Raw genomic sequence first — 13,910 nt, 5'->3', positions numbered from 1 at the left:
GCGCCAGTCCCCCTCGAGGTTTACATGGTCATCAAACCGCGTGTGCGCGGCTTCATCTGCGTCACCACCCACCCCGTCGGCTGCGATGCGGCCGTCAAGCAGCAGATCGAGTACATCCAGTCCAAGCCGAAGATCACCAACGGCCCGAAGAAGGTGCTGGTGCTCGGTGCCTCCACCGGCTACGGCCTGGCTGCGCGCATCACGGCAGCGTTCGGCAGTGATGCCGCCACGCTGGGTGTGTTCTTCGAGCGTCCGGGTACCGAGACCAAGCCGGGCACGGCTGGCTGGTACAACACCGCCGCGTTCCACAAGTACGCCGAGCAGGCCGGTCTGTACGCCAAGAGCGTCAACGGCGATGCCTTCTCCGACGAGGTCAAGGCCAAGGTCATCGAGCTGATCAAGCAGGATCTCGGCCAGGTCGACCAGGTGGTGTACAGCCTGGCCGCGCCGCGCCGCAAGCATCCCGGGACCGGTGAAGTGATCAGCTCCACGCTCAAGCCGATCGGCGCACCGATCACGCTGCGCGGCCTGGATACCGACAAGGAAGTGATCACCGAAACCACGATCGAGCCGGCCACGCCGGAAGAGATCGCCGGTACCGTCGCCGTCATGGGCGGCGAAGACTGGCAGATGTGGATCGATGCGCTGCTCGAGGCCGGTGTGCTGGCCGAAGGCGCGACCACCACGGCCTTCACCTACGTCGGTGAGGAAATCACCCAGGCGATCTACTGGAACGGCTCCATCGGCGCGGCCAAGAAGGATCTGGACGAGAAGGTCGTCGGCCTGCGTCAGAAGCTGGCGCCGATCGGTGGCGATGCGCGCGTATCGGTGCTCAAGGCCGTGGTCACCCAGGCCAGCTCGGCGATCCCGACCATGCCGCTGTACCTGTCGCTGCTGTTCAAGGTGATGAAGGCCAAGGGCACCCACGAGGGCTGCATCGAACAGCTCGATACCCTGTACGACATCCTCTACGGCGGCAAGGACGCGGGTACCGCGACCGAGCGCCTGCGCCACGACCTGGTCACCGATGGCGGCCGCAAGGTCGAGCTGATCGACGACGCCGGCCGTCTGCGCGCGGACTACAAGGAAATGGCGCCGGAGGTGCAGGGCGAAGTGGTCGCGCTGTGGCCGCAGGTGACCAACGAGAACCTCTACGAGATCAGCGATCTGGCCGGCTACAAGGCCGACTTCCTGCGTCTGTTCGGGTTCGGCGTGGAAGGTGTGGATTACGATGCCGATGTCGCCACCGACGTGAAGATCCCGAACCTGGTCGAGATGGCCTGACCGGAAGGATGGATGCCGACCAACGGTCGGCATCTACCCGCGCGGCCACAGATGCACGCGCGATGACCCCATCGATGCACGTGCGGTCACCCCATCGATGCACGTGCGGTGCGCCCAATGATGCCCGCGCGCTGCGCCCATTGATGCGCGCAAGAGGGTAGGTCGCGACCGTTGGTCGTGACGCTCCCAATCAGCTGAAATCGAAATCCATCACCGGGCCGGCCGGGCCGACGAAGTCGCCCTGCACGTAGTCCACCCCGGCACTGAAAAGCAGGCTCATCGAGTTGGCATCGGCGACGAACTCGGCGATGGTGCGGATGTTGGCGGCCTGCGCCCGCGCGGTGATCTCGCTGATCTTCCCGCTGTGTTCGCGGGTGCTGGCGAGGTCGCAGGTGAAGTCGCGGTCCAGCTTGAGGAACTGCGGCTGGAAATGGGCCAGCAGCTGGAACGAGTCCAGCCCCGAGCCGAACTGCTCCAGGCCGATCCGGCAGCCGAGCGGCGCGATCGCCGCCAGGAACTGCTGCGCATTGCGCAGGTGGGTGAACACCTTTGCCTCCGGGGCATGCAGCCACAGCTGTTCGCCCGGGACGCCCTGGGCCTGCAGCTCGCGGCGCAGGGTGACGATCATCTGCGGGTCGTTGAACGACTCCGGGGTGATCTTGACCATCAGGTGGGTGACGTGGCCCTCGCGCCTGCGTGCGGCGAGCATGCCGATCGCGTGGGTGACCACCCAGCGGTTGATGTCGGCCAGCAGGCCGTGCTCCTCGGCGATGCCCAGGAACGCGGTCGGGCTGAGCAGCTCGCCGTTGTGCTCCAGGCGCAGGTAGGCCTCGTACAGCTCCAGCGCTTCGCCCTGCAGGTTGAGCACCGGCTGGTAATGCAGCTGGAAGCCATCGCCGTCCAGCGCCTGGCGGATGCGGGCGACCCAGTGCTGGATGCGCTCTTCTTCCACGCGGTCTACCGCCGCCGGGTCGAACACCCGGGTGGTGTTGCCCAGTTCCAGGGCTGCCTGCGTGCACTCGGTGGCGCGCGCCAGCACCTGGCCGATGCTGGCGATCTTTTCGCCGACCTGCACGCCGCCGACACTGACGGTGACCGTGGCCGAGCGCTCGCCGATGCTGAACACCTGCGCGGCGAAGGCGGCCCGGATCTGGTCGGCCAAGGCGACGGTCTGCGCGTAGGGTGCTTCGGTCAGCACGGCGAAGCTGTGTTCACCGAAGCGGGCCACCTGGGCAGCGTCGCCAACGGATTGGGCCAGCACGCGGGCAAGGGCGCCGATCAGCGCGTCGGCCGAGTCCAGCCCGATCTCCGGCAGCAGGCGCGCATAGTGGTCGGGCTCGACCAGCAGCAGGCCGAACCGGCCCTCGCTGCGGCCGGCCTGGGCCACGGCATTTTCGACATGCAGCATGAAGGTCGGTCGGTTGAGCAGGCCGGTGACCTGGTCGCGCTGTCGCAGGTCCTCCACCTCGCGCGCCAGCTCCGGGTCGAACTCCATGCGGCGGCGGAACACCACCTGCAGGCAGGATTCGCCTTCGTAGCTGGCCTGGGTGAACTCCATCGTGGCCGGGAACACCGCCCCGTCCTGGTTGCGTGCGTCCACCTGGTACTGCGGCGGCGGTGCATCGCCCTTGCTCATCGACTTGAGCAGCTGCTTGAAGCCGTCCACGTGCTGCGGGGCGACCATGTCCAGCAGCGAGATGCCCTCCACATCCTCGAAGGTCTCGTAGCCGAACATCTCCAGGTAGGCCTCGTTGGCGCGGATGTGCATGCCTTCATGAACATAGGCGATCGGGTCGCGCGAGGAGGAGATCAGCGCGTCGCAGCGGCGCTCGGTCTCGCGCATCTGGGCCTCGATCCGGCGCAGCCCGCGGCGCGCGTGCAGATCGGTCCATTCATTGCGCACCACCGCAAGCAGGTGCTCGGGGCGGTGGCGCAGGGCGATGGCGCGGATGCCATTGGCACCGGCCTCGACCCACTCGTTTTCATTGATCGACTCGGCCAGCAGGATCATGGGGATGTCCTTGCCACTGGCCGCGATCTGCTGGGTGACCTGCAGCAGCGGGATGCTCTGGGCGGCAGCGACCAGTACCAGGTCGATCGGCTGGGTGCCCAGGACCTGGGCCAGTTCCTCGCTGTGCTGCGGGCGCGTCGGGCGCACCGCGATGCCGCTGTTGCGCAGCGTGCTGACGATGGTCTCGGCGTTCTCGCCGCTGTCGTCCACGATCAGCAGGCGGACCGTCATGTCATTCGCGTTCTGCATTCAGTACTCCCCGGACTGCAAACTTGATACACGATGCGTGTGACTACGTCCATGCGGCAAACCGTAGCCGATCACGGAACGCGGGTCCCGGCTCAGGCCACGCTGCCCGCGGCATGGCCACAGGCCCAGGCCCACTGGAAGTTGTAGCCCCCCAGCCAGCCGGTCACGTCCAGCACCTCCCCGATGAAGTGCAGGCCGGGAACCAGTTGCGATTCAAAGGTACTGGAGGACACCTTGCGGGTGTCGACCCCGCCCAGCGTCACCTCGGCGGTACGGTAGCCCTCGGTGCCACTGGCCACCAGCGGGAAATTCTGCAGCAGATCGGCCGCCTCGCGCAGCTGCGGCTCATCGATCTGGCGCACCAGCCGGTCCGGCAGCCAGTGCTCGCACAGGCGCAGCGCGAGCCGCCGCGGCAGCACCTCGGAGAGCACCGTGCGCAGCTCGGCGGCGCCGCGCTCGGCCTTCATCCGGCGCAGCCAGCCCAGCGCGTCCTGGCCCGGCAGCAGGTCCAGCCGCAGCTCATCGCCGGGCTGCCAGTACGAAGAGATCTGCAGGATCGCCGGGCCGCTGATGCCGCGGTGGGTGATCAGCATGGAATTGCGGAACTCGACCCCGTTGCAGCGTGCCTCGATCGGCAGGGCGACGCCGCTGAGCTCGTTGAAGCGCTCCTGGTGCTTGCCGCTCAAGGTCAGCGGCACCAGCCCGGCCCGGGTCGGCAGGACCTCGTGGCCAAACTGGCGGGCCAGCTCATAGCCGAAGCCGGTGGCGCCCATGCTCGGGATCGACAAGCCACCGGTGGCGACCACCAGCGAAGCGGCGTGGAAGTGACCCTGCGCGGTGTGTACGTGGAAACCGTCCGCGCCGCGCTCGACCTTCTGCACCCCGCAGTCGGTGCGGATCTGCACCCCGGCGGCCTGGCATTCGTCCACCAGCATCTTCACGATCTGCTTGGAGGAGATGTCGCAGAACAGCTGGCCCAGTTCTTTTTCGTGATACGCGATGCCGTGCCGCTCCACCATCTCGATGAAGTGCCAGGGGGTGTAACGGGCCAGCGCGGATTTGCAGAAGTGCGGGTTGGCCGACAGGAAGTTGGCGGCCGTGGTGCCGGTGTTGGTGAAGTTGCAGCGCCCGCCGCCGGACATCAGGATCTTCTTGCCGACCTTGTTGGCATGGTCGATCACCTGCACCATGCGCCCGCGCCTGCCAGCGGTCATCGCACACATCAGCCCGGCCGCGCCGGCGCCGATCACCAGTACATCGCATCGGATCACGGACATCTCAGCGCGCTCAGGCCTGCGGCTTCTGCTTGCGCCAGGTGGGGATGACGCTGAGCTGGGCCTTGTCGGAGGTCAACTGCACTTCGCCGTCCTGGATCTGCACGTCCCACTGCATCGTGCGTTCGATCTGCGCGCCCCATTCGGTGACGAACTCGCCCGGGAGGTCCATCACCTCCAGCGTGGCGAGCTTCTTCAGCGCGGAAGCGTTGCGGTCCCACCAGATGTCGGCGGCGCGGCCTCCGTAGGTGACCAGCTGCACCGCACGCGCGCGGCCGGCGGCCTTGCGCAGGCGCGACTCGTCCGGCTGGCCCAGTTCGATCCACAGTTCGATGTCGCCGGTGTAATCGCGGCGCCACAGGTCCGGCTCGTCATCCACGCTCAGGCCGCGGCCGAATTCCAGCCGGTCGTCGGCGTTAAGCGCGAAGGTGAGCAGGCGCACCATCAGGCGGTCGTCGGTTTCGGACGGATGCTGGGCCAGCGTCAGCGTATGGCTGGCGTAGTAGCCGCGGTCCATGTCGCTGATCTGCAGTTCGGCCTTGCGGATGGTGGCGGTGAGGGCCATGGGGATACCTGAAACAAAGAGCGCCATGATAATGGTTCGCCATGAGTCCGTCCGATCCGATCCTTGCCACCCCCGCGCCCAGTCGCCTGCAGTTGCCGCCTGGCGACTGGCCGAGCCTGCTGGACGGGCTGTGTGCGCGCTTCCCGCGCATCGACCGCGCGCAGTGGGTGGGCCGCTTCGCCCGTGGGCGCGTGCAGGATGCGCAGGGCAGGGCGCTCGCTCCGGATCACCCCTGGCAGGTCGGGCTGGAGATCGTCTACTTCCGTGAAGTGCCCGATGAGCCGGTGATTCCCTTCGCCGAGGCCATCGTCCATCAGGACGCGGAGCTGCTGGTGGCCGACAAGCCGCACTTCCTGCCGGTCACCCCGGCGGGTGGCTACGTCCGCGAGACCCTGCTGGCGCGGCTGGTGGCGCGCACCGGCAACCCCGACCTGGTGCCGCTGCACCGCCTGGACCGCTTGACCGCCGGGCTGGTGCTGTTCTCGACCCGGCCGGCGAGCCGCGATGCCTACCAGCGCCTGTTCCGCGAGCGGCGCATCGAGAAGGTCTACGAAGCCCTGGCGCCGGCCCTGCCGCAAGTGGCGTTCCCGCTTGAGCGCCAGACCCGGCTGGTCCCGGGCGAGCCGTTTTTCCGCATGGCCGAGGCGGCCGGCGAGCCCAATGCCCGGACCCGCATCGAGGTGATCGAGGCCGCCGGGCCGGTCTGGCGTTACCGGCTGCACCCGGTGAGTGGCCGCAAGCACCAGTTGCGCGTGCACATGGCGGGGCTGGGCGCGCCGATCTTGGGGGACGATCTGTACCCGGAGCTGCGCGCGGATGCGCCGGCGGGGGTGCCGCTGCAGCTGCTGGCGAAGGAATTGGCGTTCGATGACCCGTTCACCGGAGAGCGGCGCACGTTCTCCAGCGGGCTGTCGCTCCACCTGTAGGGCCGGCCGCTGGCCGGCTGCCAAGGTCCATGGGTAGATCCTGTCGTCAGCAGGTGTTGAGGAGGAGCCGGCCAGCGGCCGGCACTACCGCTACCGGCCCTGGGCCACGCCGGACCTTCATCCAGCTGGCGGTTCATCACACTTAACGCTTGGCCAGCCAACGATCCAGCTGCGCGGCGAAGGCCTGTTTGTCGCGCGCGTGCAGGGGCGCCGGCCCGCCGGTTTGGATGCCCGAGCCGCGCAGTTCTTCCATGAAATTGCGCATGGATAGCCGCTCGGCCATGTTGTCGGGCGTGTACAGCTCGCCACGCGGGTTGAGCGCGACGGCCTTTTTATCCAATACGAGGGCGGCCAAGGGGATGTCCTGCGTGACGACCAGGTCGCCCGGCTGGACCCGCTCGACGATCACGCTGTCAGCCACATCCAGGCCTGGCGGCACCTGTACCGATCGGATGAAACGGGACGGGGGAGTGCGCAGCCAGTGGTTCGCGACCAGGGTCATCTCGATCCCGGCGCGCTCGGCGGCGCGGAACAGGATCTCCTTGATGACGGCCGGGCAGGCATCGGCGTCCACCCAGATATGAACTTTAGGAGTCGGGGCATCGGTCATTTGGCTGATCTTAAGGTAGGAAAAATCTGAATAGGCGCTCCGGTTTCGTGTAGGATCGCCCGACCCCTTGTCCTGTCAGGCGGGAGGGGGAGGATGGCTGAATAAACCAGCTATCGCTTTTTCGGTAAAACACGAGTATCGTCACCCACACTGTGTTTGCTAGGGTCACCGTGAATCGTGGCCTGGTGCAGTTGATCTCACGATCTGCTCATCGATCCGCTTTACCAACGCCTGCAACTCAGTCTCGGCTCCGATACGCGGCGGCCGCGATTATTTCAACTATTGTTTCAGGAGTTAGTACATGTCTGATCGTCAGCAGGGCACCGTGAAGTGGTTCAACGACGCCAAGGGCTTCGGCTTCATCACCCCGGAAAGCGGCCCGGACCTCTTCGTGCATTTCCGCGCGATCCAGGGCACCGGCTTCAAGTCGCTGCAGGAAGGCCAGAAGGTGACCTTCGTCGCCGTGCAGGGCCAGAAGGGTATGCAGGCTGACCAGGTGCAGGCGGTCTAATCGACCCCCCGCAACCGTAAGGTCGCCTTGAACGCCGGAAGCGAAAGCTTCCGGCGTTTTTTATTGGGCGATGCCTGGCCCTGGTTGACGCGGCGCATGTTGAAGACGTCACCGTGTCAGCCACCCGGTTACGATGCCGCTTTGCCCCTGCGGAACCGTCGATGATCAAGGTGCACCATCTGGACCACTCGCGCTCGCTGCGCGTGCTGTGGATGCTTGAAGAGCTGGGCCTGCCGTATCAGGTGGTCAACTACCAGCGCGATCCCAAGACCTGGCTGGCACCGCAGGCGCTGCGTGACGTGCACCCGCTGGGCAAGTCCCCGGTGCTGCAGGACGATGCACTGGTATTGGCTGAATCCGGCGCGATCCTGGAGTACCTGGCCGACCGCTATGACAGCGGCCGCCAGCTCTCGCCCGAGCCGATGCCGGCCCAGGCGCCCGAACGCGTGCGTTATCGGTACTGGCTGCACTACGCCGAAGGCTCGGCGATGCCGCCGCTGGTGATGACGTTGGTGTTTTCGCGGCTGCGCAATGCGCCGATGCCGTTCTTCGCCAAGCCGATCGCACGCTCCATTGCCGACAAGGCGCTGAAGGGGTTCGTGGGGCCGCAGGTGAAGCTGCACATGGACTGGATGGAACGCGAGCTGGGCCAGTCGCCGTGGTTTGCCGGTGAGCGCTTCACCGCAGCGGACATCCAGATGAGTTTCCCGATCCAGGCCGCCGCCGCGAGAGGGGGCGATATGGCCGCCTATCCGCGGCTGCAGTCCTACCTGACCCGGATCGAACAGCGCCCGGCCTACCAGCGTGCGGTGGAGCGGGGCGGTCCGTTGAACCTCGGCGGCGGTTCACGCTGAGCTTGCGGGGCAGCCCGGCTGCCCCCATTTCATACGGATGAGCACCCAGCCCCTGCGTTTCGATAACCGCTTCATCCGTGACCTGCCCGGCGATCCGGAAACCGGCCCGCGCGTGCGCGAGGTGCGCCAGGCCGCGTGGTCCTCGGTGATGCCGACCCCGGTCGCCGCCCCACGGCTGCTGGCGTACTCGCCGGACGTGGCCGCGCTGCTGGGCATGGGCGAGGACCTGATCCAGAGCGAGGACTTCGCACGGGTGTTCGGCGGCAATGCGCTGTATGCCGGGATGGCACCGTGGGCGGCCAACTATGGTGGCCATCAGTTCGGCCACTGGGCGGGGCAGCTCGGCGATGGCCGTGCGATCTCGCTGGGCGAACTGCTCACCCCGGAAGGGACGCACTGGGAACTGCAGTTGAAGGGCGCCGGGCGCACGCCTTACTCGCGCGGTGCCGATGGGCGCGCGGTGCTGCGCTCGTCGATCCGCGAGTTCCTGTGCAGCGAGGCGATGCATCACCTCGGCGTGCCGACCACGCGCGCGTTGAGTCTGGTCGGCACCGGCGATGCGGTCGTGCGTGACATGTTCTATGACGGTCATCCGCAGGCCGAGCCCGGCGCGATCGTCTGCCGCGTCGCGCCGTCCTTCATCCGTTTCGGCACGTTTGAACTTCCGGCCTCGCGCGGCGACACCCCGTTGTTGCGGCAACTGGCCGATGTCTGCATCGCGCGTGATTTCCCTGCGCTGGCCGACGCCGGCCAGGCGCGCCATGCACGCTGGTTCGCCGAGATCTGCGAACGCACCGCCGTGCTTGTCGCGCACTGGATGCGCGTGGGGTTCGTGCACGGCGTGATGAACACCGACAACCTGTCGATTCTGGGTCTCACCATCGATTACGGCCCGTATGGCTGGGTTGAGGACTACGATCCGGAGTGGACCCCCAACACCACCGATGCGCAGGGCCGGCGGTATCGCTTCGGCACGCAGCCGCAGGTGGCGTACTGGAATCTCACCCGGCTCGCGCAGGCATTGGCACCACTGTTCGAGGATGTCACCCCGCTGCATGACGGGCTGGCGCGTTTCCAGCAGGTGCACGCCGAATGCGAGCGCGCCGACATCGCCGCCAAGCTGGGCCTGGACACCTGCCGCGATGACGATGTGGCGCTGATGGCCGCGTGGCTGGAGATCCTGCACGAGGGGGAGATGGACATGACCATCGCCTTCCGTGGCCTGATGGATCTCGATCCCGCCGCGCCGTCGGTGGCGGTGCTGGAAGACGCGTTCTACAGCCCGGCACGCCGGGAAGCGGTGCTGCCGTCATTGCAGGCGTGGCTGCAGCAGTACGCGGCGCGGGTGCGCGCCGATGGGCTGAGCGCGCAGGCGCGGCAGCAGCAGATGGGCCGCGCCAACCCGGTGTACGTGCTGCGCAACTGGCTGGCCCAGGAAGCGATCGAGCAGGCCGAGCAGGGCGATCCGAGCGGTGTGCACACGCTGCTGGAGGTGTTGCGACGCCCGTATGAGGTACAGCCCGGGCGGGAGCACTTCGCGGGCAAGCGGCCCGAGTGGGCGCGTGAGAAGGCCGGCTGCTCGATGCTGTCCTGCAGCTCATAGGGCAGTACGGGCGCTGCCCTGGTTGCTGCCCGCCATCGGACGTTTCCACCCGTGAATTCTGCCTTGATGCCGCGTGGCTGATGCTGGGCCGTGCGTGTCGCCGTGCCTGCGTCTACGACAATGGTCGTACGGGCGATGTTCGATAATCGCACGCATAGTCGATAAACGCACTTGAATGGTGCAGTGCGATAAACCTACTTTCAATCCCGTTCCAAGCGATCCACCTCTGGCGGGCGAGGGCAGTGCCGAACCGGTACTGAAGCCAGGTGCAGGGGAAGACCGCCGGAGTCCCTTTCCCTGTGCGGAGTATGCGCATGCGTTGCCGTCTGTCTGCTGTTTCCCTGTCCCTGCTTGCCGTGCTGCCATCGCTGGCGCAGGCCTTCCAGGCCGAGCCTGCGCGCACGTCACTGGAGGTGCTGCGGGTGGAGCGCTATGCCGATGATGCCAACCCGGGTTCGCTGCGCTGGGCGATCAGTACCGCCAACCAGGCGCCGGGGCGCTACCGGATCGAGATTGCCGCGGTGGGCAACGCCCCCTACGTGATCCGTCCGGCCACGCCGCTGCCGGAGATCGTCGGGCCGGTGCAGATCGTCGGTACGTCGTGGGCACGCGATGGCCAGTACGTCGCCATCGACGGCTCGGCCTACGTCACCGGTACCGGCACCGATGCCTGCCCGGGGGCCGAACCCGGCCAGTCCGGCACCAACGTGCGTACCACTACGTTGCCGGGGCTGGTCCTGCGCGATACCCGCGGCGTGGAACTGACCGGGCTGGAAGTCCGGAACTTCTGCATCGGCGTGTTGATCAACCGCAGCAGCCACAACGAGATCCATGACAACCGCATCGTCGCCAACAAGGGCGGTGCCGGGATCATGCTCACCGGCGACGATGGCAAGGGCCAGTCCACGGCCACCACCACGGTGCACAACCGGATCGTACGCAATCAGTTCGTGGATAACGGCGATGGGCTGGAGCTGACCCGTGGTGCCGCCTGGAACTTGGTGGCCGACAACCTGTTCCAGTCCACGGCGGCCAATCCCGAACCGTCGCAGGGCATCGAGATCCTGTGGGGCAACGACAACACAGTGGTACGCAACCGCTTCGTCGATTACTCCGATGGCCTGCAGATCAACTGGGGCAACCGCAACCACATCGCGGCCAACACCTTCAGCGGCAACTCGATCGGGCTGAGCATCACCGGCAGCGAAAACGTGGTCGACGGCAACACGATCACCGGCAACGGGATCGGCATTGCCGTGCGACCCCAGCCGGTCAGCGCACCGAACCGGTTCAGCGCCAACCGGATATTCGGCAACGGGCTGAAGATCGAGCGCTGTGAAGCCGGTGGTGCCTGCGTCACGGGCCAGGCGCGCGGTGCGATCGTGTTCGGTGTGCCGGGGCTGGAGCACGCCAGCTTCATCGGTTCGCGCGGGCGGGGAGTGGAGAATGATCCGGCCAAGCGCGCGCGCATCTGTACCGCGCCGGGCCAGGCCGAGTGCCAACCGGCGCCAAATCTCGGCCAGGCCGCGCCGACGTTGCAGGCGGTGCAGGGCAGTGGTGCCGCGCGCACGGTTCAAGGTGTGCTTCACGGCGTGGCCGGGCAGCGCTATCAGGTGGAAGTGTTCGGCAACCGTGCCGCCTTCGGTCGCGAAGCCGAACGCCTGCTCGGCACGGTCGAGGCGCTCACCGATGCGCGGGGGCAGGGCCGCTTCACGCTGGCGCTGCCGACCACCGGCGAGACGGCCGAGATCGCCACCGTGACCGCCACCGCGACTTCCGCGCTGGGCGCGACCTCGCCCCTCAGCGCGCCGCTGTCGTTGCGCTGATTCCCTCTTCGAGACACACCCATGGCTGCTCTGATCCGAACCTCTCTGTCCACGCTGGTCGCCACGGCGCTGCTGTGCCCGGCGCTGGCCGCCGCACAGTCCGCCAACCGCTACGACGGCGCCACCCTCACCGGCGATTGGGGTGGCACCCGCACCGCGCTGGACGAACGTGGCATCCGCTTCCGCGGCGACTATGTCGGCGAGGCGATGGGCGTGGTCGACGGCGGTTATGGCCGAACCGGCGCGCGCTATGCCCAGCAGGTGCGCGTGGGCGTGGATCTGGACATGGGCACACTGGCCGGATGGAGCGGCGGTGCGTTCCACGTCACCCTCAACGACCGTCGCGGCAACAGCACTTCGGCCGATCTGGTCGGCAACCGCTTCCCGATCCAGGAGGCCTACGGTGGCCAGTACACCCGCCTCACCGAAGCCAGCTACGACCAGACCTTCAACGCCGGCCAGTCGTATTTCAAGCTGGGCTACTACGCGATGGGCAACCAGTTCGGCCTGCACAGCCTGCTGACCCACTTCGTCAATGCGGCGTTCTGTGCGCATCCGCTGGCGATGTCCGGCAACAGTGGCTGGTACAACTACCCCACGGCGCGGTGGGGCGGTGAAGTGGCCCAGCAGGTCAGCCCGGCGCTGAACGTGCGCACCGGCTGGTTCCAGGTCAACCCCAATCTGGGCGGCAACATCGAACGCAATGCCTTCCGTCCGTTCGTCTCGGGTACCACCGGCTCGCTGTTCCCGGTGGAGGTGACCTGGACGCCGGACAAGGGCGGCGCCCATCCGGGCGTGTACAAGTTCGGTGGCTACTACGACACCTCACGGGTCAACCAGCGTGGCATGGATACCTCGCCGACCACGGGGCGCCACGGTGCCTACGTGCTGGCCGAGCAGCGCCTGACCCGCGAAGCAGGGGATCCGCAGCGCGGGCTGACCGCGTTCGCGCAGTACATGGTGTCCGATACCGATACCGCGCAGATCCGGCGCTGGTACGCGCTGGGCGGTGTCTACCAGGGCATCGGCGCGCGCGCGCAGGACAGCATCGCGCTGGGCTATGTCGGTGCGGACATCAACCGCCGCCTGGTCGATGCGCGCCGCGCCGATCTCGTCGGCATGGGCGTGCCGGGCGATTCGCCGCTGTACCAGCTCAGCCAGGCAGAAGAACTGTTCGAGCTGTCCTACAGCATCCAGGTCACGCCCTGGCTGATGATCCGCCCGGACGTGCAGTACATCGTCAATCCCGGCACGTTCGCCTATACCCGCACCGACAACGCCTGGGCGTTGGGTGTACAGACCAAGGTCACCTTCTGATGCGCGTGTTCACTCCCTATCTGTTGGCCGCCGTGCTGGGCGGCGTGGCATCCGTTGCGCAGGCCGCCCCACCGGCGGTGACGCCGTTGCAGGTCGGTGCGCTGCGCATCGGTGAAGGCGCGCCGCGCACCATCGTGCCGATCACCGGTGCCACCGCCGAACTGGCGCTGCAGCAGGCGGCGGCGATCGCGGCCAGCCCGGCCACCGACCTGGCCGAGTGGCGCATCGATTACCTGGACATCGCCACCGACGGCAAGGCGCTGGTCGCGCTCGGCAAGCGCATCGCGCGCACGCTGGACGGCAAGCCGATGATCGTCACCTTCCGCACCCAGGCCGAAGGCGGAAGCAAGCCGATCAGCGATGCAGACTATGCCGCGCTGTACACCACGCTGCTGCGTGGCCAGTTCGCCCAGTTGATCGACGTGGAGATGTTCCGCGACCCGGCCCGGGTCACGGCCCTGGTCGAGCAGGCACACAAGGCCGGGGTGAAGGTGGTGATGTCCAGCCACGACTTCCACGCCACGCCCGCCCGCGAGGAAATCGTCGCGCGGCTGCTGCGGCAGGATGCGATGGGTGCGGACGTGCTCAAGATCGCGGTGATGCCGCACGACGCGGGTGATGTGCTCACCCTGCTGGATGCTACCTGGCAGGTCCGCCAGCGCAGCAGCAAGCCGCTGCTGACCATGTCCATGGGCGGGACCGGCGTGGTCTCCCGGCTGGCCGGTGAGACCTTCGGCCAGGCACTGACCTTCGGCATGATCGGCACGCCTTCGGCCCCGGGCCAGGTCGAGGTCGACCAGCTGCAGTCGGTGCTCCAGGTCATCCATGCCTCCAGCCAGGCCGGTCGTTGAGACCTCCCCGCCGGACACCCTCCGCATCA

Annotated in this window: 12 protein-coding genes; 8 read left to right on the top strand and 4 right to left on the bottom strand. The window is 67.2% G+C overall.

Features of this window, described 5'->3' with window-relative positions; genetic code table 11:
- The first annotated feature begins 24 nt into the window (after positions 1–24).
- Complete coding sequence (gene fabV / locus ORK51_RS06645; protein WP_070427177.1) at positions 25–1,284, top strand: enoyl-ACP reductase FabV; 1,260 nt, start codon at positions 25–27, stop codon at positions 1,282–1,284.
- A 190-nt stretch (positions 1,285–1,474) separates the two neighbouring features.
- Here the strand turns inward: fabV and ORK51_RS06640 are convergent, their stop codons facing one another.
- The 3 genes from ORK51_RS06640 to ORK51_RS06630 all read right to left on the bottom strand — a co-directional run bounded on the left by ORK51_RS06640 (position 1,475) and on the right by ORK51_RS06630 (position 5,383).
- Positions 1,475–3,544: a GGDEF/EAL domain-containing response regulator gene (locus ORK51_RS06640; RefSeq protein ID WP_266084592.1), complete on the bottom strand. Its 2,070-nt coding sequence runs from the start codon at positions 3,542–3,544 to the stop codon at positions 1,475–1,477.
- Positions 3,545–3,636: 92 nt separating this feature from the next.
- Entirely contained in the window at positions 3,637–4,821 is a 1,185-nt protein-coding gene (locus ORK51_RS06635; protein ID WP_070427179.1) for a BaiN/RdsA family NAD(P)/FAD-dependent oxidoreductase, read from the bottom strand.
- Between the two features lie 10 nt (positions 4,822–4,831).
- Positions 4,832–5,383, bottom strand: coding sequence for a YaeQ family protein (locus ORK51_RS06630; RefSeq protein WP_019183135.1), 552 nt, complete (start codon positions 5,381–5,383; stop codon positions 4,832–4,834).
- 41 nt (positions 5,384–5,424) lie between these two features.
- On the opposite strand from ORK51_RS06630, the gene ORK51_RS06625 reads away from it, so the two are divergent.
- Positions 5,425–6,309: a pseudouridine synthase gene (locus tag ORK51_RS06625; protein WP_266084591.1), complete on the top strand. Its 885-nt coding sequence runs from the start codon at positions 5,425–5,427 to the stop codon at positions 6,307–6,309.
- 142 nt (positions 6,310–6,451) lie between these two features.
- Here ORK51_RS06625 and ORK51_RS06620 read toward each other — a convergent pair whose 3' ends face one another.
- Complete coding sequence (locus ORK51_RS06620; RefSeq protein ID WP_266084590.1) at positions 6,452–6,919, bottom strand: YaiI/YqxD family protein; 468 nt, start codon at positions 6,917–6,919, stop codon at positions 6,452–6,454.
- Between the two features lie 301 nt (positions 6,920–7,220).
- On the opposite strand from ORK51_RS06620, the gene ORK51_RS06615 reads away from it, so the two are divergent.
- The 6 genes from ORK51_RS06615 to aroD all read left to right on the top strand — a co-directional run bounded on the left by ORK51_RS06615 (position 7,221) and on the right by aroD (position 13,881).
- On the top strand, positions 7,221–7,430 hold the full coding sequence (locus ORK51_RS06615) for a cold-shock protein (RefSeq protein WP_017356920.1): 210 nt from the start codon (positions 7,221–7,223) through the stop codon (positions 7,428–7,430).
- 161 nt (positions 7,431–7,591) lie between these two features.
- Positions 7,592–8,284 (top strand): glutathione S-transferase family protein, encoded by a 693-nt coding sequence (locus ORK51_RS06610; RefSeq protein WP_019183132.1) that lies wholly within the window; start codon positions 7,592–7,594, stop codon positions 8,282–8,284.
- A 37-nt stretch (positions 8,285–8,321) separates the two neighbouring features.
- Complete coding sequence (locus tag ORK51_RS06605) at positions 8,322–9,887, top strand: protein adenylyltransferase SelO (protein ID WP_266084589.1); 1,566 nt, start codon at positions 8,322–8,324, stop codon at positions 9,885–9,887.
- Between the two features lie 314 nt (positions 9,888–10,201).
- Positions 10,202–11,713, top strand: a complete 1,512-nt coding sequence (locus ORK51_RS06600; RefSeq protein WP_266084588.1) for a right-handed parallel beta-helix repeat-containing protein — start codon at positions 10,202–10,204, stop codon at positions 11,711–11,713.
- Between the two features lie 21 nt (positions 11,714–11,734).
- On the top strand, positions 11,735–13,030 hold the full coding sequence (locus ORK51_RS06595; protein WP_266084587.1) for a carbohydrate porin: 1,296 nt from the start codon (positions 11,735–11,737) through the stop codon (positions 13,028–13,030).
- Entirely contained in the window at positions 13,030–13,881 is an 852-nt protein-coding gene (gene aroD / locus ORK51_RS06590) for a type I 3-dehydroquinate dehydratase (RefSeq protein WP_266084586.1), read from the top strand. Before ORK51_RS06595 ends, aroD begins: the two co-directional genes overlap by 1 nt.
- Positions 13,882–13,910 lie beyond the last annotated feature (29 nt).

Source organism: Stenotrophomonas sp. RIT-551 (genome assembly GCF_026241915.1).
Classification (GTDB): Bacteria; Pseudomonadota; Gammaproteobacteria; order Xanthomonadales; family Xanthomonadaceae; genus Stenotrophomonas; species Stenotrophomonas bentonitica_A.
The sequence above is the reverse complement of the archived record's forward strand: the minus strand, read 5'-3'. Positions and strand labels throughout refer to the sequence as shown.

Coding starts and splice junctions, on each gene's coding strand:
- ORK51_RS06620 (WP_266084590.1), bottom strand. CDS start 6,919: ATGACCGATGCCCCGACTCCTAAAGTTCATATCTGGGTGGACGCCGAT.
- ORK51_RS06610 (WP_019183132.1), top strand. CDS start 7,592: ATGATCAAGGTGCACCATCTGGACCACTCGCGCTCGCTGCGCGTGCTG.
- ORK51_RS06600 (WP_266084588.1), top strand. CDS start 10,202: ATGCGTTGCCGTCTGTCTGCTGTTTCCCTGTCCCTGCTTGCCGTGCTG.
- ORK51_RS06630 (WP_019183135.1), bottom strand. CDS start 5,383: ATGGCCCTCACCGCCACCATCCGCAAGGCCGAACTGCAGATCAGCGAC.
- ORK51_RS06635 (WP_070427179.1), bottom strand. CDS start 4,821: ATGTCCGTGATCCGATGCGATGTACTGGTGATCGGCGCCGGCGCGGCC.
- ORK51_RS06595 (WP_266084587.1), top strand. CDS start 11,735: ATGGCTGCTCTGATCCGAACCTCTCTGTCCACGCTGGTCGCCACGGCG.
- ORK51_RS06625 (WP_266084591.1), top strand. CDS start 5,425: ATGAGTCCGTCCGATCCGATCCTTGCCACCCCCGCGCCCAGTCGCCTG.
- ORK51_RS06615 (WP_017356920.1), top strand. CDS start 7,221: ATGTCTGATCGTCAGCAGGGCACCGTGAAGTGGTTCAACGACGCCAAG.
- ORK51_RS06605 (WP_266084589.1), top strand. CDS start 8,322: ATGAGCACCCAGCCCCTGCGTTTCGATAACCGCTTCATCCGTGACCTG.
- ORK51_RS06640 (WP_266084592.1), bottom strand. CDS start 3,544: ATGCAGAACGCGAATGACATGACGGTCCGCCTGCTGATCGTGGACGAC.
- fabV (WP_070427177.1), top strand. CDS start 25: ATGGTCATCAAACCGCGTGTGCGCGGCTTCATCTGCGTCACCACCCAC.
- aroD (WP_266084586.1), top strand. CDS start 13,030: ATGCGCGTGTTCACTCCCTATCTGTTGGCCGCCGTGCTGGGCGGCGTG.